General features: G+C 70.5%; 21 protein-coding genes and 1 riboswitch. Of the genes, 5 read left to right on the top strand and 16 right to left on the bottom strand.

Annotation, left to right across the window (positions count from 1 at the left end):
• Window position 1 precedes the first annotated feature (1 nt).
• From eutH to eutS, 11 genes are all read right to left on the bottom strand, one after another.
• Entirely contained in the window at window positions 2-1,258 is a 1,257-nt protein-coding gene (gene eutH / locus PM1_RS03965; RefSeq protein WP_009615707.1) for an ethanolamine utilization protein EutH, read from the bottom strand.
• Entirely contained in the window at window positions 1,255-2,502 is a 1,248-nt protein-coding gene (locus PM1_RS03960; protein ID WP_009615706.1) for an iron-containing alcohol dehydrogenase family protein, read from the bottom strand. The genes eutH and PM1_RS03960 overlap by 4 nt, the downstream gene beginning before the upstream one ends.
• A gap of 1 nt (window position 2,503) precedes the next feature.
• The gene (eutJ, locus tag PM1_RS03955; RefSeq protein ID WP_009615705.1) at window positions 2,504-3,340 is read right to left on the bottom strand and encodes an ethanolamine utilization protein EutJ; all 837 of its coding nucleotides are present in this window, start codon (window positions 3,338-3,340) and stop codon (window positions 2,504-2,506) included.
• A gap of 7 nt (window positions 3,341-3,347) precedes the next feature.
• Window positions 3,348-4,769, bottom strand: coding sequence for an aldehyde dehydrogenase family protein (locus tag PM1_RS03950; protein ID WP_009615704.1), 1,422 nt, complete (start codon window positions 4,767-4,769; stop codon window positions 3,348-3,350).
• Window positions 4,770-4,863: 94 nt separating this feature from the next.
• Window positions 4,864-5,151, bottom strand: a complete 288-nt coding sequence (gene eutN / locus PM1_RS03945; RefSeq protein ID WP_009615703.1) for an ethanolamine utilization microcompartment protein EutN — start codon at window positions 5,149-5,151, stop codon at window positions 4,864-4,866.
• Between the two features lie 98 nt (window positions 5,152-5,249).
• Window positions 5,250-5,543 carry an ethanolamine utilization microcompartment protein EutM gene (gene eutM, locus PM1_RS03940; protein WP_009615702.1) on the bottom strand — a complete coding sequence of 98 codons (294 nt, stop codon included), beginning with the start codon at window positions 5,541-5,543 and terminating at the stop codon, window positions 5,250-5,252.
• Between the two features lie 96 nt (window positions 5,544-5,639).
• Window positions 5,640-6,641 (bottom strand): phosphate acetyltransferase, encoded by a 1,002-nt coding sequence (locus tag PM1_RS03935; protein WP_009615700.1) that lies wholly within the window; start codon window positions 6,639-6,641, stop codon window positions 5,640-5,642.
• A complete protein-coding gene (gene eutT, locus PM1_RS03930) occupies window positions 6,638-7,480 on the bottom strand; it encodes an ethanolamine utilization cob(I)yrinic acid a,c-diamide adenosyltransferase EutT (protein ID WP_009615698.1) in 843 nt (280 codons plus the stop codon). Before eutT ends, PM1_RS03935 begins: the two co-directional genes overlap by 4 nt.
• A 7-nt stretch (window positions 7,481-7,487) precedes the next feature.
• Entirely contained in the window at window positions 7,488-8,183 is a 696-nt protein-coding gene (gene eutQ / locus PM1_RS03925; protein WP_009615696.1) for an ethanolamine utilization acetate kinase EutQ, read from the bottom strand.
• Window positions 8,180-8,647 carry a EutP/PduV family microcompartment system protein gene (locus PM1_RS03920; RefSeq protein ID WP_009615695.1) on the bottom strand — a complete coding sequence of 156 codons (468 nt, stop codon included), beginning with the start codon at window positions 8,645-8,647 and terminating at the stop codon, window positions 8,180-8,182. The genes eutQ and PM1_RS03920 overlap by 4 nt, the downstream gene beginning before the upstream one ends.
• Window positions 8,648-8,649: 2 nt before the next feature.
• Window positions 8,650-8,985, bottom strand: coding sequence for an ethanolamine utilization microcompartment protein EutS (eutS, locus tag PM1_RS03915; protein WP_009615694.1), 336 nt, complete (start codon window positions 8,983-8,985; stop codon window positions 8,650-8,652).
• Window positions 8,986-9,295: 310 nt separating this feature from the next.
• A riboswitch (cobalamin riboswitch) is annotated at window positions 9,296-9,495 on the top strand.
• A gap of 87 nt (window positions 9,496-9,582) precedes the next feature.
• On the opposite strand from eutS, the gene PM1_RS03910 reads away from it, so the two are divergent.
• Window positions 9,583-11,454, top strand: a complete 1,872-nt coding sequence (locus tag PM1_RS03910) for a TonB-dependent receptor domain-containing protein (RefSeq protein WP_009615693.1) — start codon at window positions 9,583-9,585, stop codon at window positions 11,452-11,454.
• A gap of 444 nt (window positions 11,455-11,898) precedes the next feature.
• Here PM1_RS03910 and PM1_RS03905 read toward each other — a convergent pair whose 3' ends face one another.
• Genes PM1_RS03905 through PM1_RS03890 form a run of 4 tightly spaced genes read right to left on the bottom strand, consistent with a single transcriptional unit; the run spans window position 11,899 to window position 15,537 of the window.
• Window positions 11,899-12,498, bottom strand: coding sequence for an HAD family hydrolase (locus tag PM1_RS03905; RefSeq protein ID WP_009615692.1), 600 nt, complete (start codon window positions 12,496-12,498; stop codon window positions 11,899-11,901).
• A complete protein-coding gene (tesB, locus tag PM1_RS03900) occupies window positions 12,495-13,364 on the bottom strand; it encodes an acyl-CoA thioesterase II (RefSeq protein WP_009615691.1) in 870 nt (289 codons plus the stop codon). Before tesB ends, PM1_RS03905 begins: the two co-directional genes overlap by 4 nt.
• On the bottom strand, window positions 13,361-14,977 hold the full coding sequence (locus PM1_RS03895) for a nitroreductase family protein (protein ID WP_009615690.1): 1,617 nt from the start codon (window positions 14,975-14,977) through the stop codon (window positions 13,361-13,363). Before PM1_RS03895 ends, tesB begins: the two co-directional genes overlap by 4 nt.
• Window positions 14,974-15,537 (bottom strand): GNAT family N-acetyltransferase, encoded by a 564-nt coding sequence (locus tag PM1_RS03890; RefSeq protein ID WP_009615689.1) that lies wholly within the window; start codon window positions 15,535-15,537, stop codon window positions 14,974-14,976. The genes PM1_RS03895 and PM1_RS03890 overlap by 4 nt, the downstream gene beginning before the upstream one ends.
• Before the next feature lie 110 nt (window positions 15,538-15,647).
• Here PM1_RS03890 and PM1_RS03885 point away from each other — a divergent pair, with 110 nt between their 5' ends.
• From PM1_RS03885 to PM1_RS03870, 4 genes are all read left to right on the top strand, one after another.
• Window positions 15,648-16,568, top strand: coding sequence for a histone deacetylase family protein (locus PM1_RS03885; RefSeq protein ID WP_009615688.1), 921 nt, complete (start codon window positions 15,648-15,650; stop codon window positions 16,566-16,568).
• A 479-nt stretch (window positions 16,569-17,047) separates the two neighbouring features.
• On the top strand, window positions 17,048-18,289 hold the full coding sequence (locus PM1_RS03880; protein ID WP_024128425.1) for a TIGR03862 family flavoprotein: 1,242 nt from the start codon (window positions 17,048-17,050) through the stop codon (window positions 18,287-18,289).
• Between the two features lie 37 nt (window positions 18,290-18,326).
• The gene (locus tag PM1_RS03875; protein ID WP_009615686.1) at window positions 18,327-18,932 is read left to right on the top strand and encodes a GNAT family N-acetyltransferase; all 606 of its coding nucleotides are present in this window, start codon (window positions 18,327-18,329) and stop codon (window positions 18,930-18,932) included.
• Window positions 18,933-18,993: 61 nt separating this feature from the next.
• Window positions 18,994-19,365 carry a VOC family protein gene (locus tag PM1_RS03870; protein WP_009615685.1) on the top strand — a complete coding sequence of 124 codons (372 nt, stop codon included), beginning with the start codon at window positions 18,994-18,996 and terminating at the stop codon, window positions 19,363-19,365.
• A 34-nt stretch (window positions 19,366-19,399) separates the two neighbouring features.
• Here PM1_RS03870 and PM1_RS03865 read toward each other — a convergent pair whose 3' ends face one another.
• On the bottom strand, window positions 19,400-20,731 hold the full coding sequence (locus tag PM1_RS03865) for a DEAD/DEAH box helicase (RefSeq protein WP_009615684.1): 1,332 nt from the start codon (window positions 20,729-20,731) through the stop codon (window positions 19,400-19,402).
• Between the last annotated feature and the right edge of the window lie 34 nt (window positions 20,732-20,765).

Here is a 20,765-nt window from a genome sequence, read left to right as displayed (position 1 = left end):
CCTACTCGGCCCGCTGCAGGTCGGCGTCGGGCAACGCCACCGGCTCGGGCTGGGCTTCGGACTTGGGCGCGATGAGCATGGCCACGGCCACCGCGGTGATGCCGCCGAACAGCTTGCCGACCAGCATCGGGAAGATCATCGCGGACATGTTCGCCGCGGTGAAGCCGAGGTGGTCGCCCAGGGCGAAGCCGGCGGACACGGCGAAGGCGCAGTTGATGATCTTGCCGCGCGCATCCATCTTGCCGAACATGCCGAACATCGGGATCACGTTGGCCAGAGTCGCCACCATGCCGGCGGCGGCGTCCTTGTTCATGCCCAGCAGGCCGCCGACTTTCATCAGCGGGGTGCCGAACCAGCGCGTCAGCAGCAGCACCATGGGGTAGGCGCCGAGCAGCACGCAGGCGATCGAGCCGATCACTTCCATGGCGCGCATCACCGCGCCGGGCTCGTCGCCTTCGCTCATGAATATCGGGTCCAGCCCCGGGATCAGCGTCCAGCCCACGGTGAACTCCACCACCGCGGCGGCCAGGCCGAGGGTGATCAGCCCCACCAGCAGTTTGGCGAACACCTCGAAGCCGGCGATGATCTTCTCCGGGCAGAACTTCAGGCCCAGGGCGATCAGCGCCGCGACCACCAGCACCGGGATCATGTTGATGAGGATCATCGCCAGCGAGAAGCTCACCGGCTCGCCGTTGACCTCGATGCCCGAGTACATCGCCACCAGCCCGCCGGCGATGCAGCCCAGGGGCACGGTGACGATCCCGGCCAGGGTGCCCAGGGCCAGGTAGCGGCGGTCGGCGGGGTCGATGATGCCCAGCGCCACCGGGATGATGAACACCAGGGTCGGGCCCATCATGGCGCCGAGGATCAGCCCCGAGTACAGCCAGGCGGCGGTGTCGCCGCCGGCCAGCTCCTTGGCCAGGGAAAAGGCGCCCATGTCGTTGGCCAGCAGGGTGCCGGCGAACATCGCCGGGCTCGCCCCGACGCTCTCGTACAGGGGGATCACCAGCGGCCCCAGCAGGTTGGCCAGCACCGGCGCCAGGGCGGTGATGCCGACCATCGCCAGGCCCAGCGCGCCCATGGCCATGAAGCCTTCCTCGAACTGCCCGCCGGAGCCGCCGATGCCGCGCCCGAGCCAGCCCAGGCCGAGATGCCCGAGGACCTTCTCGGAGCCGCCGAACTGGCTGAATACCCGGTCCACCGCTCCGATCAGCAGGAAGACCATCATCACGTACAGGATGATTTCGTTGATGCTCATGACAACTGCTCCTGAACAGAATTGTTTCCTTGCTGGCAGGCGCCTCGGCGCTGCCAGGCGTCCTGGTAGATCGCGACGATCTGTTGCGCGCAGGCGCTGCGCGGGTTGCCGGCCAGGCAGATGTCCTGCAGGGCCGCCTCGGCCAGCGCGGCGAAGTCCTCGCGGCGCACGCCGTGGGCCTGCAGGTCGCGGCCGGCGGCGCCGACTTCGTCGATCAGGCGCTGCACCGCGGCGATGCTGCGTTCGGCATCCAGGCTTTCGCGGCTGAGGGCATGACCGATGTCGGCGTAGGCGCGCTTGCACACCAGTTGGTTGAAGCGCATCACCGCCGGCAGCATCAGGGCGTTGGCCTGTCCGTGGGGGATGCCGTAGCGCGCGCCGAGGGGGTGCGCGGTGGCGTGGCACAGGCCCAGGCCGGAATTGGAAAAGGCCATGCCGGCCATGTACGAGGCGAGCATCATCGACTCGCGGGCGCCGACGTTGCCGCCCTGCCCCACCGCCAGCGGCAGGGCCTCGCCGATCAGCGCCACGGCGCGCAGGGCCAGGCCCTGGGTCAGCGGCGTGGCGCTCGGCGCGACGTAGGCCTCGATGGCATGGGTCAGCGCGTCTATGCCGGTGGCGGCGGTCACCGCCGGAGGCACGCCGAGGGTCAGGCAGGCGTCGATGATCGCCAGGTCGGGAATCAGGTCGGTGTGCACCAGCACCTGCTTCAGGTGCCGCTGGCTGTCGGTGATCACCGCCACGTTGGTGGCCTCGGAGCCGGTGCCGGCGGTGGTCGGCACGGCGATCAGCGGCATGCGCCGGCGCAGCGCCGGGCCGTCGCCGAGCTCGCTCACCCGGCGCTCCGGGTTGGCCGCCAGCAGCGCGGTGGCCTTGGCCGCGTCGAGCACCGAGCCGCCGCCGAAGGCCAGCACGCCGTCGCAGTCGGCGGCCAGCAGTTGCCGGCCGGCGGCCTCCACCACTTCGCTGTGCGGCTCGCCGCCGGCGTAGACCAGGCATTCGCAGCCCAGCCCGGCGTCGTCCAGCGAGCGCAGCAGGCCCTGGTCCAGCGCCTGTTCGTGCAGGCGGCCGTCGACCATTACGAACAGCCGGCGGATGCCCAGCGCCGCGCAGGCCTCGCCGGCGCGCACGGTGGCGCCGGGGCCGATGTAGGTGCTGGGCGGCACGCGGAATTCGCGCACCGCGCGGGCGTTGAGCATGTCCAGGGCGCGATAGATCACCCGGCCGACGTCCTGCTCGTGCATGTCAGCGTTCCTCCTCGGCTTGCAGGCCGCAGGCGGCGATGGCCAGCGGCGTGGTGAACAGCGGCGGCGCGGGCAGGATCACCCGCTGCGCGGGGAAGGCCGCGGCGAACAGCGGCTGTACGCCGGGCAGGGTGCAGGAGCCGCCGGACAGGTAGATGGCGTCCACGTCCTGGCCTTGCAGGTGCGTGTGGACGATGTCGGCCATCTTTTCGAACACCGGGCGCACCAGCGGCCACAGGATCTGGCCCTCCTCGCGCTTGCGCCGTTCGGCCATCTCCAGCGACACGCCGAGGTGGCCGGCCAGCACCAGGCTGACGTGATGCCCGCCGGTGGGTTCGTCGGCGGAATAGGTCACTTCGCCGTCGTGCACCACGGCGACGCCGGTGGTGCCGCCACCGATGTCCACCACCGCGGCGCGGTCCAGGCGCAGCATCCGCGCCACCGCCGAGGGCTCGTCGATCACGTGGGAAACCTCCAGGTCGACGGCCTCCAGCACGTGAGTGGAAATGCCCGGTTCGGTGCCCGGCGGGTACGAGGTCGCGGCGCGCTGGAAGCACACGCCTAGTTGCCGCTCCAGGCTTTCCACCTGGCTGCGCACCAGCTTCACCGCGCCGAAGAAGTCCCAGACCACGCCGTCGCGCACCACGTCGGCCCAGTCCAGGCGCACCGCCACCGGCAGCGCCTGGGCGTCGAGCACCACCGAGACCACGGCGCTGGTGCCCAGGTCGATGCCCAGGCTCAGCGGCCCGCGGTCGCCCGGTTGCGCGACGGGGTGCGCCAGGCAGTAGGCGGCGCGTTCCAGGCGCGGCAGCAGCCAGTTTTCGAGATCGCGTTGCATGGCCGCCTCAGACGATCCGCAGGTGGTCGACCATGACGCAGCGGCGCAGGCGCACGAAGGTGCGCGCCGAGGTCACGCCCTCGCCGGTCGGCGTGGTGATGGTCATGGTGGTCCAGCCCTCGCCGCCGAAGCCCAGGCCGGCCAGGCACGGCCCGTTCTTGACGAAGATGCTGGTGTCCATGGCGTTGGCCATGCGGTCCAGGTGGTCGAGGTTGCGCGAGTGCATGGCCGCCGTGTGGTGGCAGCCGCCCTCCAGCTTCACGGCCAGGGCGATGGCCTGGTCGACGTTGGCCACGCGCACCATCGGCAGCACCGGCATCATCATCTCGGTGATGGCGAAGGGATGGTCGGCGGCGGTTTCCAGCAGCAGCAGGCGCGTCTGCTCCGGCACCTGCAGGCCGATGGCGGCGGCGATCTTCGCCGCGTCGCGGCCGACCCAGTCGCGCGAGACGCTGCCGCGCCCCTGCTCGTCGACCTTCGGCAAAAGCAAGGGCAGCAGTTGCTGGCCCTGGGCGGCGCTCAGCTCCACGGCCTGGTGCTTGAGCATCTCGGCCTTGAGGGCGTCGGCGACGCTGTCGACCACGATCAGCACCTTTTCGTCGGCGCAGATGATGTTGTTGTCGAACGAGGCGCCGAACACGATGTCGCGCGCGGCGCGGGCCAGGTCGGCGGTCTCGTCCACCACCACCGGCGGGTTGCCGGCGCCGGCGGCGATCAGGCGCTTGTCGGTGTGCTTGCGCGCGGCTTCCACCACCGCCTCGCCGCCGGTCACCACCAGCAGGCCGATGCCCGGGTAGCGGAACAGCCGCTGGGCGGTCTCGATGTCCGGGCGCTGCACGGTGGTGATCAGGTTGGCCGGCGCGCCGGCCTCGACCATGGCCTCGTTGAGCAGGCTCACGGTGCGCTGCGACACCCGCTTGGCCGCCGGGTGCGGGGCGAACACCACGCTGTTGCCGGCGGCGATCATGCTGATGGCGTTGTTGATGACAGTGGCCGCCGGGTTGGTCGAGGGCGTCACCGAGGCGATCACGCCCCAGGCCGCGTTCTCGATCAGCGTCAGCCCGCGGTCGCCGCTGAGCACCTGCGCCTGCAGGCATTCGCTGCCGGGGGTGTGGCGGGCCTGGGCGATGTTCTTGGCGGTCTTGTCGGCCACCCGGCCCATGCCGGTTTCCTCCACCGCCAGCTCCGCCAGCTCCTGGGCGTGGCGCTCGCCGGCGGCGCGGATGGCGGCGATGGCCCGGTCGCGCATGGCCACCGAGCGCAATGCCTTCTGCGCCTGCGCGGCGGCGGCCACGGCGGCGTCCAGTTCGACGAACACGCCGGGGGCGCAGGTCGCGCCCGGCGATGCGACAGCGGCCGTGGAGGTCGCCCCTATCGAGGCGAGCACCGCCTTGACCACCTGTTCGATTTCCTTCGGGTTGATGTCCACGTCGTGCCTCACAGAATTCAGGGATGAGCCGGGCCACTCCACCTGGCGCGGGCCGGTGGAGGACGCTTGTCGTGAATGACCGCCGGGGGCGGGCCTATTTGCGGTAGAGCAGGCTGCCGTCGAGCACCGCTTCGTCGACGATGCCGACCACGCACAGGTCGATCGGCGCGCGCACCTCGGCCAGGGCCTGGCGCGCGGCGCTGCCGCCGGCCAGCATCACCCACTCGCCGTTGCCGGCGCCGAGGCTGTCGCTGGCCACGTGCCGTTCACCGTCGGGGCGGCCGGCGCGGTCGAGCATCTCGACCAGCAGCAGCCGGTCCAGGCCCACGCCCGGATGCTTCACGGTGCACACCACCTGCCCCACGACAATCGCCAGTTTCATCGCCTGTTACCTCGCGGCATACGCATGGATCCTCGGTGGCGGCGCCCGGAACCCGCAGGGCGAGTTCAGGCACCGCTCGGACGGTCGCGGCGGGCCGCTCAATCCACCGGGCGATCCGCCGCCAGCTTGATCGGAAAGACCTCTTCCAGGTCCGAATGCGGACGCGGGATCACCTGCACCGAGACCACTTCGCCGACGCGCTGCGCGGCGGCCGCGCCGGCATCGGTGGCCGCCTTGCAGGCTGCTACGTCGCCACGGACCATGGCGGTGACCAGGCCACCGCCGATCTGCTTGACGCCCACCAGCTTCACCCGGGCGGCCTTGACCATGGCGTCGGAGGCCTCGATCAGCGCCACCAGGCCCTTGGTTTCGATCATGCCTAATGCTTCCATCTCACTCTCCTCGAACAATCGATCGCCCTTCGCAGGGCCTCTTCGGAGTGGCTAGCCACTCGCGTTACCCCCGGACGGCGGGGGCCGCCGTCCGGCTCAGGCGACTCGCCCGACAGCCTCGGCGCCGCCGGCCATCTTGTTGGCCAGCAGCACCGTCTGGATCATTTCCTCGCTCGTGCAGCCGCGCGACAGGTCGTGCAGCGGCGCGTTCATGCCCTGCAGCATCGGGCCGATGGCGTTCATGCCGCCGAGCCGCTGGGCGATCTTGTAGCCGATGTTCCCGGCCTCCAGGCTGGGGAACACGAACACGTTGGCCGCCCCGCCCAGCGGGCTGCCGGGCACCTTCGCCGCGGCCACCTCGGGGACGAAGGCGGCGTCGAACTGGATCTCGCCGTCGACGCACAGCTCCGGCCGGCGCTCGCGCACAAGCTCGCAGGCCTGGCGCACCGCCTCGGCGTCGGCGTGCCTGGCGCTGCCGTGGCTGGAGAACGAGAGCATCGCCACCCGCGCCGGCTCGCCGGTCACCTGCTCGAAGCTGGCCGCCGAGGCCAGGGCGATGTCCGCCAGTTGCTCCACCGTCGGCCGCGGCACCACGCCGCAATCGGCGAAGGCCAAGGGGGCGCCGCCGTCCGCTGGCAGCATGAAGAACACCGAGGACAGCGTGCGGTTGCCCGGCGCCAGGCCGACCACCCGCAGGCCGGCGCGCAGCACGTCGGCGGTGGCGCTGAGGTTGCCGGCGATGCACAGGTCGACCTGGCCGGCCGCCAGCAGCGCCGCGCCGAACCACAGCGGGTCGTGCAGTTGTTCCAGGGCCTGCTCGGGGCTGAGCTTGTCCTGGCGCCGGGCCAGGTCCTGGGCGAAGCCGTGCAGCCAGGGCGAGCGCGCGGGGTCGATCAGCCCGAGGTCGCCCAGGCGGATGTGCCGCTCCAGGCAGTAGCCGCGCAGGGCGAAGGGGTTGCCCAGCAGCAGCGGCTCGGCCAGGCCCTCGGCCTTGAGGTATTGCGCCGCCTCGATGGCGCGGCGGTCCAGGGCGTCGGGGAAGACCACCCGCGGCGGGTTCTGCCGGGCGGCCCGGCGGCAGTCGTCGAACAGTTTCATGGGGCCTCTCCCTGCACGCGCCGGCTCAGTTCCGCGGCGCTCGGCCAGGGTTGCCCGCGCAGGTGCAGCAGGCTCAGCAGCATGGCCACGTAGAGCGCGCTGGACAGCCGGTTGAGGGCGTGCAGCAGGTCCGCGCGGCGCAGCTTGAAGCCGGCCTCCATGAACACCTGGGCGGCGCAGATTTCCACCTCGCGGACCTTGGCCCGCAGCAGGTTGAGCAGCGCCGGCGCGCGGCCGTGGCCGCACTCGGGCACCAGGTGGTCGTGGCCCAGGTATTTCAGCGGCGCGTGGGACAGGCGGTGCAGCACGGCCTGGTCGAGCCCGCCGACGGCGAACCCGGCCAGTTCCTCGTCCAGCACGTCGGCGCGCATCAGTTGGCCGAGCAGCGAACGGATGTCGGCCAGCCAGGCGGCCAGCTCGGCCGGCTCCGGCAGCTCCACCTGCAGCCACACCGCCAGGGCGATGGCCGCGTCCAGCTGGGCGCGGAACTGCAGGCGCGGGTCGTTCTTGGCCACCAGTTCGTGGGCGTTCAGATGGGTCATCCCGGCAGGCTTGTCGGCCGGCGCCGAGCCGCACAGCTGGCAGGTCGCGGCGACGCGCCGGGCGCTGCCGGTCAGCCCGTGCACCGCCTGCAGGCACGGCGCGCCGTCCGCGTCCGGCTCTTCGGTCGCCCGGTACAGGCGGCCCTGTTCGTCATGGAACTTCAGCGACAGGTGGCGCTCGTCGATCAGCGCGCGGGCGGCGGGGGTCAACCGCGCGTCGGCGGGCAGCCGCAGCTCGGTGCCTTCGCTCAGGCCGTGGCGCTCGCGCAGCCAGCTTTCGGTGATGAAAGTGCTCATGGCCGCCTCACTGTTCCTGCCAGTTGGCCGGCCAGGCCACGTAGAGGAAGCGCACCCAGCTGGGGGTGCCGAACTCGATGGCGCTGCCCTTGGGAATGAACAGCAGGTCGCCAGGCTGGCCCACCAGGGTCTCGCCGTTCTGGCGGATGTGCAGCTCGCCCTCCAGCACCAGGTCCACTTCGTCGTAGTTCAGCGTCCAGGGGAAGAAGGCGTTCTCCCACTGCATGAAGCCGGCGCCCATGCTGCTGCCGTCCTCGGCGCCGACCACGTCGGTGATGCCGATCTGGTATTCGCCCGGCACGCCTTCCAGGCGGCCGAAGCGCACGCTGCCGCCCTTCACCAGCTTGATCCCGCCGGCGCCGGTGCGCGCCTCGAAGGCCGCCCGGGCCACGCAGGCGCCGCCCTGTTGCGCGGCCTTGCGCACCAGTTGGTCGACCAGTTGCGCGTCCACTTCGGCGGGCAGCCGGGCCAGCACCTCGGCGCGAATCCGCGCCAGCTCGTCCTCGCTCGGCCCGGCCGAGGCCGGTTCACTCGCGGCCGCCGCCGGCTCGCCGGCCACCCGCTCGACCAGCGCCAGACCCGCCTGCTCGGCGACCGTGCGCGCCTCCGGGGTGACGATGCAGCGCGGCAGCTCCACGGCCAGGGAACTCTGCCCGGCGGCGATGGCTTCACGGATGTCGTTGGCGGTAATCAGCTTCTTCATCTCAACAGGTCCTCGATCGGATTCCGTGCGTTCAGCAGCGCGCGCAGGCGCTCGATGCTGGCGGGGTCGTCGCTGGCGGTGTGGACGATCGCGCCGTCGATGCCGTGGGCACGCAGCAGGCGCTCGATGGCGGGCAGGTCGACGCCGGGCAGGTCGCACTTGCTGATCACCCCGATCAGCCGCTTGCCGGCGTGGATGTCCAGCAGCCCGGGCGGCAGCCGGCACTCCGTCGAATCGGCGGGGTGCACGTAGACCAGGGTGTCGACGTCGTCGGTGCTGGTGATCAGCGCGCGGTACAGGCGCGGGTGGCTGACGAATTCGCCTGGGGTGTCCAGCGCGCCGCCGGGGCCGTAGTCCAGCGCCTGGGTCTTGCGCGCCGCTTCGGGGTTGCCGCACAGGGCGTTGAACAGGGTGGTCTTGCCGGCTCCAACGCCACCGATCAGGGCATAACGCGGCGCGTCCATGGTCAGCTCCTGGTCACCGGGCAGACGCTGTAGTCCAGCAGCCGGCCGAGGGCGGCGCAGGTCTGCGCCAGCGCCTCTTCCACCGCGCCGACGCTGCCGTGCAGCACCAGCGCGCCGCTGAAGCGGTCGAGGAAGCCGATGCGCACGTCGGCGGCCTTGGTGGCGAAGTCGCCGGCGATCATCGCGGTCTCGCCCGGGGTAAGGGTCATGATGCCGATGGCCTGCGCCCCGGGAACGCCGATCTTGCTCGACAGCTCCTCCTGGGGATGCGCGATCAGGTGCGCCAGGGTCACCTGCTTGCCCGGGACGAATTCCTGGATGATGCGCTCTTTGGACACGTGCTCCCCTCCTCTACTGCTTAGGAAGCTAACAAGTGCCCGGACGGCGGCCCTATCAAAATCCGGCAAAGTTTTCCGCCGCCCCGAAAGACCAGAAAACTCCTACAAGAACCGACTGGAACGCCCGCACGGCGCCGCATTGGCGGCTGCTGGCCGGAGCTTTCCGGCCGCGGTTAGCAGCGTGCTGAGTGACTTTGTCGCAGCCGCCGGGAAGCGCCCGGGCGCAGGCGGGGCGCCGCCATGGACGTGACGGACCGCAGAGGAAAGGGGCGTCTGACGGACAGGTTCCGCATCGGCCCGACTTGCCCGGCCGCCGCGTTGTTCGTAAGGTGCGCACGTTTTCGTTCGAGGTAACGGGAAGCAGGTGAAAGGCCTGCGCTGCCCCCGCAACGGTAACCGACCGCAGGCCCCGCGCCTGCCGCGCTCCAATCCGCCACTGTGCGCCACGCATGGGAAGGCCGGGAGCGTGCGAGTCGGCAGCCCGGAGACCGCCCTCGACACGCATGACAGGTGTTGCGGAGGGCCGCACCTTCAAGCGCGGCCACTCCCGCCCTTGCCCAGCCCTCCTCGAAAGTCCACTTTTGAGGAACCCCAGCGATGAAACTTTCCCGTCTTGCCCTGGCTGCCGCCATGCTGCCCGGTGCCGTTCTGGCCGACGGCGACGACCTCTACCAGTTGCCCGATACCGTGGTCACCTCCGGGCGCCAGACCGAGGCGCTGTCCCAGGCCACCGCCGCCACGACCGTCTTCGAGCGGAACGACATCGAGCGCCTGCAAGCGCGCAGCGTCGGCGAGCTGCTGCAGCGGGTGCCCGGCGTGACAGTCAGCCGCACCGGCGGCGCCGGCAGCCTCACCAGCGTGTTCCTGCGCGGCACGTCCAGCGCCCAGACGCTGGTACTGGTCGATGGCCAGCGCATAGCCTCCGCGTCCAGCGGAACCACCAGCCTGGAATTCCTCGACCCCGACCAGATCGAGCGCATCGAGGTCGTGCGCGGCGCCCGCTCGGCGCTGTACGGTTCCGACGCCATCGGCGGCATCATCCAGATATTCACCCGCCAGGGCGATGCCCGAGGCCTGAAGCCCTACGCCCGCTTCGGCGTCGGCAGCAACAGCAGCTACGAGCGCAACCTCGGGCTCTCCGGCGGCGATGCGCAGACCCGCTTCAACCTGGGCGCGGCCCTGGATGAAACCGCCGGCATCGATGCCACCCGCGACAACTACGGCGCCAACGACGACCACGATGCCTACCGCAACCGCTCGCTCAGCTTCAGTCTTTCGCACCGCTTCGGCGACGCCCTGAAGGCCGGCATCACCGCCCTGGACCAACGCGGCCAGGTGGAAACCGACAACCAGTATGCGCCGACCCAGCCCAGTGTCGCCTTCCAGCTCAGCAGCTTCTCCGGCTACCTGGAGAACCAACTGAGCGACGCCTGGAACAGCAGGCTCGAACTCGGCCATAGCGAGGACAAGCGCGATACTCGCGACGACCTCGGCATGGACATGCCCTCCCAGTTCGCCACCTACCGCGACTCCGCCAGTTGGGTGAACAGCCTGGCCTTGAGCGATACCCAGAAGGTGCTGGCGGGAGCGGACTGGTACGAGGACCGCCTGCACGGCAGCACCGACTTCACCCACGACTCGCGCTGGAACCAGGCGCTGTTCGCCCAGCATCGCTACAACGGCGAACACTTCTCCACCGAGTTGGGCATGCGCCACGACAAGAACCAGCAGTTCGGCAGCGAGAACACCTGGAACGGCGCGTTGACGCTTGCGCTGGACGAACGCAACGACCTGGTGCTGTCCTACAGCGAAGGCTTCCGCGCGCCCACCTTCAATGACCTCTACTACCCCGACTACTGCTACGGTGGCGCCTGCTACGCCGGCGCCAACCCCAACCTCAAGCCGGAGCGCTCCAAAAGCTACGAGGTGCAGTGGCGCAGCCAGTACAGCGACAGCGGCTCGCTGCAGATGTCGCTATACCGGACCGACCTCGAGGACGCCATCGTCCTCGACCAGAACTATATCCCGCAGAACATCCAGACCGCGCGCATCAATGGCTTCGAAGCCGCGCTCAGGCAGGAGCTGTTCGGCTGGCAGGGCAATCTCGCCATCGGCCTGCTCGATCCCCGCGACCGCGATAGCGGCCACACGTTGCAGCGTCGCGCCAAGCGCACCTTCAACCTCGACCTGGATCATGCCTTCGGCCCCTACTCGTTCGGCATGAACTGGCGGCTCGCCAGCGCGCGCTACGACGACGCGGCCAACACCATGAAAATGGGCGGATACGGATTGCTGGGGCTGCGCGGGCAATGGCGCCTGAGCGAGGAACTGGCGCTGGAGCTGAAGCTCGACAACCTGCTGGACAAGGACTACAGCGAAGCCACCTACGGCACGCCGAACGGGCGCTTCGGCTACAACACCGAAGGCCGCACCGCGCTGTTCGCAGCCACCTGGACGCCGAAGCTGTAGCCATCGCGGACAGAGTCCGCTCCTACGCACGGCTTTTCGTAGGATGGCGTTGAGCGAAGCGATACCCATCATCGTGGCAGGGCGGACGAGGCTCAGGCCAACCTCGGCGCCGTCGGGAATCACCGTTGAACGGCGGATAACGCGGAGCGTTATTCGCCCTACGCCACCGTGAGGCACGGCATTTCCTTGTAGGAGCGGACCTTGTCCGCGATTCCGCCGGCAGGGCGGACGAGGTCCAGGCCAACCTCGGCGCCGCCGGGAATCACCGTTGAACGGCGGATAACGCGGAGCGTTATTCGCCCTACGCCACCGTGAGGCACGGCATTTCCTTGTAGGAGCGGACCTTGTCCGCGATTCCGCCGGCAAGGCGGACGGCGCCCAGGCCAACCTCGGCGCTGCCGGGGATCGCCATTAAGCGGCGGATAACGCGGAGCGTTATACGCCCTACGCCAACACCCCGGCCAGGCGTCCCAGGGCTGCGCAATCCGCGGCGTGCCAGTCGCTCAGTTCCGGCCAGGGGTTTTCCGCCAGGTTGACCAGCGCCGTGTAGCTGCCCGCCGCGCGGCCGCATTCCAGGTCGAAGCGGTAGTCGCCGACCATCAGCATGTCTTTGGGCTGCACGCCCCAACGCTCGGCCAGGTGCAGCAGGCCGTCGGGGTTGGGCTTGGGCCGGGCTTCGCCGCGGCCGAGGATGTCCTCGGTGGCGAAGCAGTCGCCCAGGCCGATGGCCTGCAGAGTCACCAGCGCCAGCTCGTGGGCGTTGCGGGTGAGGATGCCGAGGCGGTAGCCGGCCTCGTGCAGCGCGCGCACCAGGTCCACCGCGCCGGGCGCGGCGGTGGAGGCCAGCGCCAGCTCGCGTTCGTGCTCCAGCAGCCAGGCGTGCTTGGCCGCCGCCTCGGCCGCGGGCAGCGCCGCCAGGTGGGTGAGGATGTCGTCTTCCTGGGGAATGCCCAGGGCCCGCTTGATCGCCGGGAAGTCGTGCACCGCCAGAGTCAGGGTGCCGTCCATGTCGAACACCCAGTGGCGGATCAGGCCCGGTTTCATGCCCAGTCCTCGCGGCGGCGGATCAGGCCTTCCTGGGTCGACGAGGCCACCAACTGGCCGTCGCGGTTGAAGATGCTGCCGCGCACGAAGCCGCGGCCGTTGCCGGCCCAGGGGCTGTCGATGGCGTACAGCAACCACTCGTCCGCGCGCAGGTCGCGGTGGAACCACACGGAGTGGTCGATGGTGGCCACCTGCATGTCCTTCTGCCACACCGAGCGGCCGTGGGGCAGCAGCGAGGTGGTGAGGAAACCGAAGTCCGAGGCGTAGGCGAGGATGTACTTGTGCAGCGCCGGCACATCCGGCAGCTTGCCGTCGGCGCGCAGCCAGAGGTACTTGATCGGCTCGCCGACCTGCGGGTCGTAGGGGTCGTTCTGGGTGACCGGGCGGATCTCGATGGGCTTGGGATACAGCAGCTTGTCGCGGATGCGCTCGGGGAACTGGGCGATGCTGCGCTGCTTGAGCTCCAGGTCCGTCGGCAGGTTCTCCGGGCCGACCACGTCGGGCATCGGGATCTGGTGCTGGAAGCCCTCCTCGTCGTACTGGAAGGAGGTGCTCAGGGCGAAGATCGGCTGGCCCTTCTGGATCGCCGTGACGCGGCGGGTGCTGAAGGTGCCGCCGTCGCGCACGCGGTCGACCTGGTAGACCACCGGCATGCTGGCGTCGCCCGGGCGCAGGAAGTAGCCGTGCATGGAGTGCACGTGGCGCGCCGGCTCCACCGTCTGGCTGGCCGCCGACAGCGCCTGGCCGAGCACCTGGCCGCCGTACAGCTGGCGGAAGCCGAGGTCCTGGCTGATGCCCCTGAACAGGTTTTCCTCGATGGGTTCCAGGCTCAGCAAAGCCACCAGGTTGTCCAGGATCTGGGTCATGACGTTTCCTCGGAATCGGTACTGCGAATGGGATGCGGGCGGCGCGGCTGGGGGTACGCGGGCGAACTGCTCAGGCGAGTGTCCCATACCGCGCGGCCGATGGTGAAATGATAGAGGCTGACCGGGCGGTCCGGGCCTTCGCCGAGCAATTCCCGCAGCGCCTCGTCGAAGTAGCAGCCGATACCGGTGCCCGAGAGCCCGGCGGCCTCGGCCTCCAGGTAGAGCAGCTGGCCGATCTGCCCGGCCTCCCAGTACAGTCGCGGGTAGGTCCAGGGGCCTTCGGCCAGGGCGGCGTCCAGGTCGGCGAGCATGGCGAAGGCCACGCAGCCGTCGCTGGCGATGTCCTGGCCGCAGGAGAGGAAGGCCGAGAGCTGGCGGGCGTCGCCTTCCAGCAACAGGTACAGCGGCAGCTCGGCGTCCGCCCGGCGCCACTGGAAGTCCCCGCGCAACCCGCCCGGCGCGCGGCCGCTGCGGCCCAGCCAGTAGAGCCCCGGCGCCAGGCCCTGGACGCGGTGGACGAACAGCAGCAGGTCGAGGCGCGGCGGCTCGCCCGAGCAGGCGAAGGGCACCGGCGAGTTATCCGGCAGCAGGCGGCGCAGCCAGGCCAGCAGCAGCTCGGCGTGGATGCCGCTGCGGCCGTCCAGGCTCTGCGCGCTGCGCCGCCGGTGGAGGATCGGGCGCAATGGCAGGCCGGGGTTTTCCGCAGTCGCCTCGGCGCACGGCAGGCGCCAATCGGCGGGAGCCAGCGCCGGCGCGCGGCACAGCGCGTGGACGCGCTCCAGCTCCGGCCAGTGCCGGTAGCTGCGCGAGAGGCGATTCGGAGCGCCCTGCAACTCCAGCGCCGCCAGCCCCCGCAGCAGCGCCTCGGGCACACGGGGCTCGCCGTCCTGGGGCGGACCTATCCACAGCAACGCATCCACCGCTTCGCGCTCGTGGAAACCCTCGCGGTCGAGGCCGAACGCGGCATCCAGGCGGCGCTCGTCCAGCGCGCGCAGCAGCCGCACTTCCCAGCCCTGGATGGCCGCGGCGATGGCCAGGGCCGCCAGCGCGTGGCCGAAGTCGTGCTGGCAGTAGCGGTAGGCGCGCTCGCCGTACTTCCAGGCCTCGCGCCAGGGAATGCTGGCCAGCGCCAGCAGCAGACCGGTGTCGGGCAGTTGCTGCGCCACGGCGGGTGGCAGCTCGGCGCGCACTTCCAGCAGGTGTTCGTCAGCGGTGTAGTGGGCCAGCACGGCGGACTTGTCCACAGCCCCGGCCGGCAGCAGCAGGTAGGCCTCGGTGGGGTGCAGGTTGCCGCTGGAGGGGTTGACGCGCAGCGCCCAGCGGCTGCCGCCGGCTTGCTTCCAGGCGGAGATCGCCAGGCTGTCGTAGAGCAGTTGCGAGACGCTTTCCAGGCCCAGCGGCGCGGGCTCGCCGAGGGGGCCGGCGAACACGCCGTCGTAGCCCGGCGATTCCTCCTGCGGGCGGTGCAGCAATTCGATCGGCCGCGCCCCGGCGTAGCGGCGGAAGGGCGCCGGCTGGGTCGCCCAGTCCAGTTGGCCGGGCCCCGGTGCAAAACGTTCCGGGGCATGGCAGCTCAGCGCGTGGTAGGCGCGCACATCGTCGGCGGCGCTCATGTCTGCGCCTCCAGCCATTGTTCGCGGCTGATGCGGAACAGCACATGCGGACGCAGCGCGTGGCCCTGGGGCAGGCGCGGGTGCTCGAAGTCGGCGGCCGCGTCGCGCCGCATGCCCAGGCGTTGCATCAGGCCCTGGGACGGCAGGTTGGCCGGCACGGTAAAGGCCACCACCTCGGTCAGGCGCAGGTGCGCGAAGGCGTACTCCAGCACCGCCCGCGCCGCCTCCAGCGCATAGCCCTGGCGCCAGAACGCCCGGTTCAGCCGCCAGCCGATCTCCACCGCCGGGGTGAAGGCGGCCTCGAAGCCCACGTGCTGTACGCCCAGCACGCCGAGGAAGGCGCCGTCGTCGCGGCGCTCGACTATCCACTGGCCGAAGCCGTGCTCGGCGAAGTGCGCGTGGATGCGCGCGGCCAGGGCGTCGCTGTCCTCGCGGCCCATGCAGGCGGGGAAGTGGCGCATCACCTCGGGGTCGGCGTTGAGGGCGGCGAAGGCCTCCAGGTCGCCATCGCGCCAGGGGCGCAGCAGCAGGCGCGGAGTGCTCAGGCTGGGCAGGTGCATGGTTCGCCTCGGCAAGATTCGTCAGCTGCCTATTGTGCCCCATGCGCGGCCCTGGCGCCCGGCCGCGGGCCCGGCTTACCCTTGCCGCTGAACAGCCCGAGCCCCGCCCCATGCCGCTGCCCCTGGTCTACCACGACGACTACAGCCCGCCCTTCCCCGCCGGCCACCGCTTCCCCATGGAGAAGTTCCGCCTGCTCAAGGAGCACCTGGTGGACAGCGGCCTGACCAGCGACGCGGCGTTGCTGCGCCCCGAACCCTGCCCGGCGGACATCCTCGCCCTGGCCCACGACCGCGGCTACATCGAGCGCTATTGCAGCGGCGACATGAGCCGCGAGGAACTGCGCCGCCTCGGCCTGCCCTGGAGCGAGGCCCTGGCCCGGCGCACGGTGCGCGCGGTGGGCGGCTCGCTGCTGGGCGCGGAGCTGGCGCTAAGGCACGGCCTGGCCTGCCACCTCGCCGGCGGCACCCACCACGCGCACCACGACCACGCCTCGGGCTTCTGCATCTTCAACGACCTGGCGGTGATCGCCCTGCACCTGCTGGCAAGCGGCCGCGCCGGGCGCGTGCTGATCTTCGACTGCGACGTGCACCAGGGCGACGGCACCGCGCGCATCCTGGAGCAGGTGGCGGACGCCATCACCGTCTCGCTGCACTGCGAGAAGAACTTCCCCGCGCGCAAGGCGCACAGCGACTGGGACATCCCCCTGCCGCTGCACATGGGCGACGCCGACTACCTGCGGGTGGTGGACGAGGCGCTGGACTACCTGCTGCCGCTGTACCAGCCGGACCTGGTGCTCTACGACGCCGGGGTGGACGTGCACAAGGACGACGCCCTGGGCTACCTGAACCTCACCGACGCCGGCCTGGCCGCCCGCGACGAGCGCGTGATCGAACGCTGCCTGGCCCGCGACATCCCGGTGCTGGGGGTGATCGGCGGCGGCTACGACAAGGACCGCGCGGCCCTGGCCCGGCGCCACGGCATTCTCCACCACAGCGCGCAGCGCGTCTGGCAGCGCCTGGGCCTGGGCTGAGTTGTCCACGGCAACTGTGGAGCAACCTGTGGAAAACCTGCGGGGAGTCTGCCCTGGCCCACGCCGGGCCTGGGCCGCAGCCGGATGTACGAAAGATGACCAGACAGCGTTCGGAGGAAAAGGTGCGACTTTTCCACGGATGCTGTGGAACCTCCTGTGGAAAAACTGCGGGGCATTCTCTGCAGCCCAGTATTCACGGGGCCTCCAGCCCAACGAACAAAACATGACCAGCACACCCGTAGGATGGGTTGAGCTTGCGAAACCCATGCTGCATTCGATGGGTATCGCTACGCTCCACCCATCCTACGTGGGGCAACGTTGTCCCCGAAAGCTGTGGAGCCGCCTGTGGATATCCTGGGCACAAACCTGTGACTTGCCCACGCGCCGGGGCCCTCGCATGGCCGCCGGCGAATTGACCAGCCCCGGCCGCCAGCGGCTAGGCTAGAATGCGCGCCCTTTCCACCGACCATGCCCAGCCCATGACCGAGCACAGCTCCCTGCCCTCCCCCAGCGCCATCGTCATCGGCGGCGGCCCCGCCGGCCTGATGGCCGCCGAAGTGCTGGCCGGCGCCGGCGTGCGCGTGGCGCTGTACGACGCCATGCCCTCGGTGGGGCGCAAGTTCCTGCTGGCCGGCGTCGGTGGCATGAACATCACCCACTCCGAAGACCAGGCAGCCTTCGTCGGCCGCTACGGCGAACGCCGCACGGAAATCGGCGCGCTGCTCGCGGATTTCGACAGCCAGGCCCTGCGCGAGTGGATCCATGGCCTGGGGATAAATACTTTCGTCGGCACGTCCGGCCGCGTCTTCCCCACCGACATGAAGGCTGCGCCCCTGTTGCGCGCCTGGCTCAAGCGCCTGCGCGACAGCGGCGTGGTTATCCACACCCGCAGCCGCTGGCAGGGCTGGGACGAACAAGGCCGCCTGCTGGTCGACGGCCCCGAAGGGCGCCAGGCCCTGCAGGCCGACGTGACCGTGCTGGCCCTGGGCGGCGGCAGCTGGCAACGCCTGGGCTCCGACGGCGCCTGGGTGCCGACGCTGCAGGCGCGCGGCGTGGCGGTCGCGCCCCTGCGGCCGTCGAACTGCGGCTTCGAAGTCGCAGGTTGGAGCGAGTTCTTCCGCGACAAGTTCGCCGGCGCGCCGGTCAAGCCGGTGGCCATGGGCCTGGAGGGCGAGGCGCCGCGCCAGGGCGAATTCGTGGTCACCGCCGGCGGCATCGAGGGCAGCCTGGTCTATGCGCTGTCCGCCGGCATCCGCGAGCGCATCGCCCGCGACGGCTCGGCCACCGTGTTGCTTGACCTGCTGCCCAACCGCAGCATCGAGCAGGTGGCGAAAGCCCTGGCCCAGCCACGCGGCTCCAAATCCATGGCCAACCACCTGCGCGGCCGCCTGGGCCTGGACGGCGTGCGCGCCGGCTTGCTGCGCGAGTTGTCCACAGCCGCCGACTACGCCGAGCCGCAGCGCCTGGCCGCGCTGATCAAGGCCCTGCCGCTGACGGTGGTGCGCCCGCGCCCGCTGGACGAAGCCATCAGCAGCGCCGGCGGCGTCACCTTCGAGGCTGTGGATAAGCAGCTGATGCTGAACGCCCTGCCCGGCGTGTTCTGCGCCGGCGAGATGCTCGACTGGGAGGCGCCCACCGGCGGCTACCTGCTCACCGCCTGCTTCGCCAGCGGCCGCGCCGCCGGCCTGGGCGCCTTGCGCTGGCTGAATCTGGAACCATAGTGCTAGATTGCGGATTCCCCCCAGCAGAGTCCGCGCCATGCCCCTGAGCTTCCGCCCGGCCCGCCCCGAGGACGTCGACGCCGCCGTCCCGTTGATCTACAGCTCTGGCCCCGATGCCTTCGACTATGCCTTCGCCCGCCCGGGGCGCAACAGCGCCCAGGACTTCCTGCGCCACGCCTTCGTCCAGGGCGGCGGCCAGTTCGGCTGGCGCCAGCACACGGTAGGCGAACTGGACGGGCGGGTGGTGGCGGTGGGCACGGTCTTCGGCGGCGAGGCCAACCTCGGCTACCTGCTCGCCGCCAGCCGGCAGATATTCGGCTTCTTCGGCCTGGGCGCGGCGACGGTGATCCGCCATGGCCTGCAACTGGAGCGGATCATCTGCCCGCCGCCGAAACGGACGCTGTACCTCGCCCACCTCGGCGTGGCGCCGGAACTGCGCGGCGAAGGCCTGGGCAGCCAGTTGATCGACCACTTCCTCGAACGCGGCCGCCGCGCCGGCCTGCCCATGGCCGCCCTCGACGTGTCGGTGGCCAACCCGCGGGCCCAGGCGCTGTACGAGCGCCTGGGCTTCGCGGTGCAGGCCGAGCGCCGCTCCAACCTGCCGGGCGTGGCCAGCCACCGCTATATGCAGCGCGCCCTCTGAGCCTGCGCTAGACTGCGCGCCAGCCGCCCGGCAGAGGCCAGTGCCACGACAAGGAAGCGCCATGAGCAAGCTGAACAGCGTCGAACTGAAAGTCTTCGTCCCGGCCCGCGACTACGCCCAGTCCCAGGCCTTCTACCGCGACCTGGGCTTCGCCAACCCGTGGAGCTCGGAGGAGCTGAGCTACTTCCATCACGGCGACCACTGCGCCTTCCTGCTGCAGAACTACTACGTGAAGGAATTCGCCGAGAACCTGATGCTGCACCTGCTGGTGGAGGACGCCGATGCCTGGTGGCAGCGTCTGCGCGGGATCGATATCGCGGGGCGCCATGGGGTGCAGTTGGGGGAGCCGGAGGACCGGGCGTGGCGGATGCGGGACTTCACGCTGCATGATCCGAGCGGGGTGTTGTGGCGTATCGGCCACAACCTCGATTGAGCGGGGGCACGGCCTTTCGTACCCCCTCGCGCCCTCAGCGGCCCTTCGGCTTGCCCTTGCCGGGCGACGCCTTGGCGAAGCCCGGCGCCTTGCGCACCGCCTTCACCTGGGGCTTGTCGGCCAGCAGCTCGCCCAGGTGGATATTGCCCGGCTTGGCCGGCACCTTGGGCTGCTTGGGTTTCTTCGGCTTCTTCAGCACCTGCCCGCCCAGGGTCGTCTGCGGCACCCTGTGCTCGGCCTCGAAGCCGTCTTCTTCGGAGCGCGGCAGCAGTTGCCCGATCAGCGTCTCGATGGCCGCCAGCTGCTGCACCTCGTCGGCGCACACCAGCGACAGGGCCTGGCCGCTGGCGCCGGCGCGGCCGGTGCGGCCGATGCGGTGCACATAGTCCTCGGCGACGATCGGCAGGTCGAAGTTGACCACCAGCGGCATCTGCTCGATGTCCAGGCCACGGGCGGCGACGTCGGTGGCCACCAGGAAGTCCACCTCGCCGTCCTTGAACCGCTGCAGTGCGCGCAGGCGCGCCGGCTGCGGCTTGTCGCCGTGGATGGAGTCGGCGGCGATGCCTTCGGCCTGGAGCACGCCGACCAGTTCGTCGACGCCCTTGCGCGTCTTGGCGAACACCAGGGCCTGGCGCCAACGGCGGGCCTGCAGCAGGTGCAGGAACAGCTCGGCCTTGCGCTTCTTATCCACAGTGATCAGTTGCTGCTTCACCGTCTTCGCCGCGGTGTTGCGCGGCGCCACCTCGATGGACAGCGGGTCGCGCAGCAGGCCGCCGGCCATCTGGCGGATCGCCTCGGAGAAGGTGGCGGAGAACAGCAACGTCTGGTGCCGCTTCGGCAGCGCGGCGAACACTTCTTCCAGCTCGCGGGCGAAGCCCAGGTCGAGCATGCGGTCGGCCTCGTCCAGCACCAGCACCTGCAACTGGGTGAATTTCAGAGCGTTCTGCCGGTACAGGTCGAGCAGCCGCCCGGGGGTGGCCACCAGCACGTCGACGCCCTTGCGCAGCTTCATCATCTGCGGGTTGATGCTCACCCCGCCGTAGGCCACCGCCGTGCGCAGCGGCACGTGCTGGCCATAGGCGCGGAAGCTGTCGTGCACCTGCTCGGCCAGTTCGCGGGTGGGCACCAGCACCAGGGCGCGCACCGAGTTGGCGGCCACCTGCGGGCCTTCCTGCAGCAGCTTCTGCAGCAGCGGCAGGGCGAAGCCGGCGGTCTTGCCGGTGCCGGTCTGCGCCGCGGCCAGCAGGTCGCGGCCCTTGAGCACGGCGGGGATGGCCTGGGCCTGCACCGGGGTCGGGTTCTGGTAGCCGAGGCCGTCGAGGGCGCGCAGCAGGGGTTCGATCAGGCCGAGGGCGGCGAAGGTCATGGAGCACTCACGCAACGGAAGGTGGAATGGGCGG

Origin of the sequence: Pseudomonas sp. M1 (assembly GCF_022760135.1) — a bacterium.
GTDB classification, from domain to species: Bacteria; Pseudomonadota; Gammaproteobacteria; order Pseudomonadales; family Pseudomonadaceae; genus Pseudomonas; species Pseudomonas citronellolis.
The sequence above is the reverse complement of the archived record's forward strand: the minus strand, read 5'-3'. Positions and strand labels throughout refer to the sequence as shown.

Bases quoted from the DNA above. Each gene is read 5' to 3' on its own strand.
- eutH (WP_009615707.1), bottom strand. From the start codon at position 1,258: ATGAGCATCAACGAAATCATCCTGTACGTGATGATGGTCTTCCTGCTG.
- PM1_RS03960 (WP_009615706.1), bottom strand. From the start codon at position 2,502: ATGCACGAGCAGGACGTCGGCCGGGTGATCTATCGCGCCCTGGACATG.
- eutJ (WP_009615705.1), bottom strand. From the start codon at position 3,340: ATGCAACGCGATCTCGAAAACTGGCTGCTGCCGCGCCTGGAACGCGCC.
- eutN (WP_009615703.1), bottom strand. From the start codon at position 5,151: ATGAAACTGGCGATTGTCGTGGGGCAGGTGGTGTGCACCGTGAAGCAT.
- eutM (WP_009615702.1), bottom strand. From the start codon at position 5,543: ATGGAAGCATTAGGCATGATCGAAACCAAGGGCCTGGTGGCGCTGATC.
- PM1_RS03935 (WP_009615700.1), bottom strand. From the start codon at position 6,641: ATGAAACTGTTCGACGACTGCCGCCGGGCCGCCCGGCAGAACCCGCCG.
- eutT (WP_009615698.1), bottom strand. From the start codon at position 7,480: ATGAGCACTTTCATCACCGAAAGCTGGCTGCGCGAGCGCCACGGCCTG.
- eutQ (WP_009615696.1), bottom strand. From the start codon at position 8,183: ATGAAGAAGCTGATTACCGCCAACGACATCCGTGAAGCCATCGCCGCC.
- PM1_RS03920 (WP_009615695.1), bottom strand. From the start codon at position 8,647: ATGGACGCGCCGCGTTATGCCCTGATCGGTGGCGTTGGAGCCGGCAAG.
- PM1_RS03910 (WP_009615693.1), top strand. From the start codon at position 9,583: ATGAAACTTTCCCGTCTTGCCCTGGCTGCCGCCATGCTGCCCGGTGCC.
- PM1_RS03905 (WP_009615692.1), bottom strand. From the start codon at position 12,498: ATGAAACCGGGCCTGATCCGCCACTGGGTGTTCGACATGGACGGCACC.
- tesB (WP_009615691.1), bottom strand. From the start codon at position 13,364: ATGACCCAGATCCTGGACAACCTGGTGGCTTTGCTGAGCCTGGAACCC.
- PM1_RS03895 (WP_009615690.1), bottom strand. From the start codon at position 14,977: ATGAGCGCCGCCGACGATGTGCGCGCCTACCACGCGCTGAGCTGCCAT.
- PM1_RS03890 (WP_009615689.1), bottom strand. From the start codon at position 15,537: ATGCACCTGCCCAGCCTGAGCACTCCGCGCCTGCTGCTGCGCCCCTGG.
- PM1_RS03885 (WP_009615688.1), top strand. From the start codon at position 15,648: ATGCCGCTGCCCCTGGTCTACCACGACGACTACAGCCCGCCCTTCCCC.
- PM1_RS03880 (WP_024128425.1), top strand. From the start codon at position 17,048: ATGACCGAGCACAGCTCCCTGCCCTCCCCCAGCGCCATCGTCATCGGC.
- PM1_RS03875 (WP_009615686.1), top strand. From the start codon at position 18,327: ATGCCCCTGAGCTTCCGCCCGGCCCGCCCCGAGGACGTCGACGCCGCC.
- PM1_RS03870 (WP_009615685.1), top strand. From the start codon at position 18,994: ATGAGCAAGCTGAACAGCGTCGAACTGAAAGTCTTCGTCCCGGCCCGC.
- PM1_RS03865 (WP_009615684.1), bottom strand. From the start codon at position 20,731: ATGACCTTCGCCGCCCTCGGCCTGATCGAACCCCTGCTGCGCGCCCTC.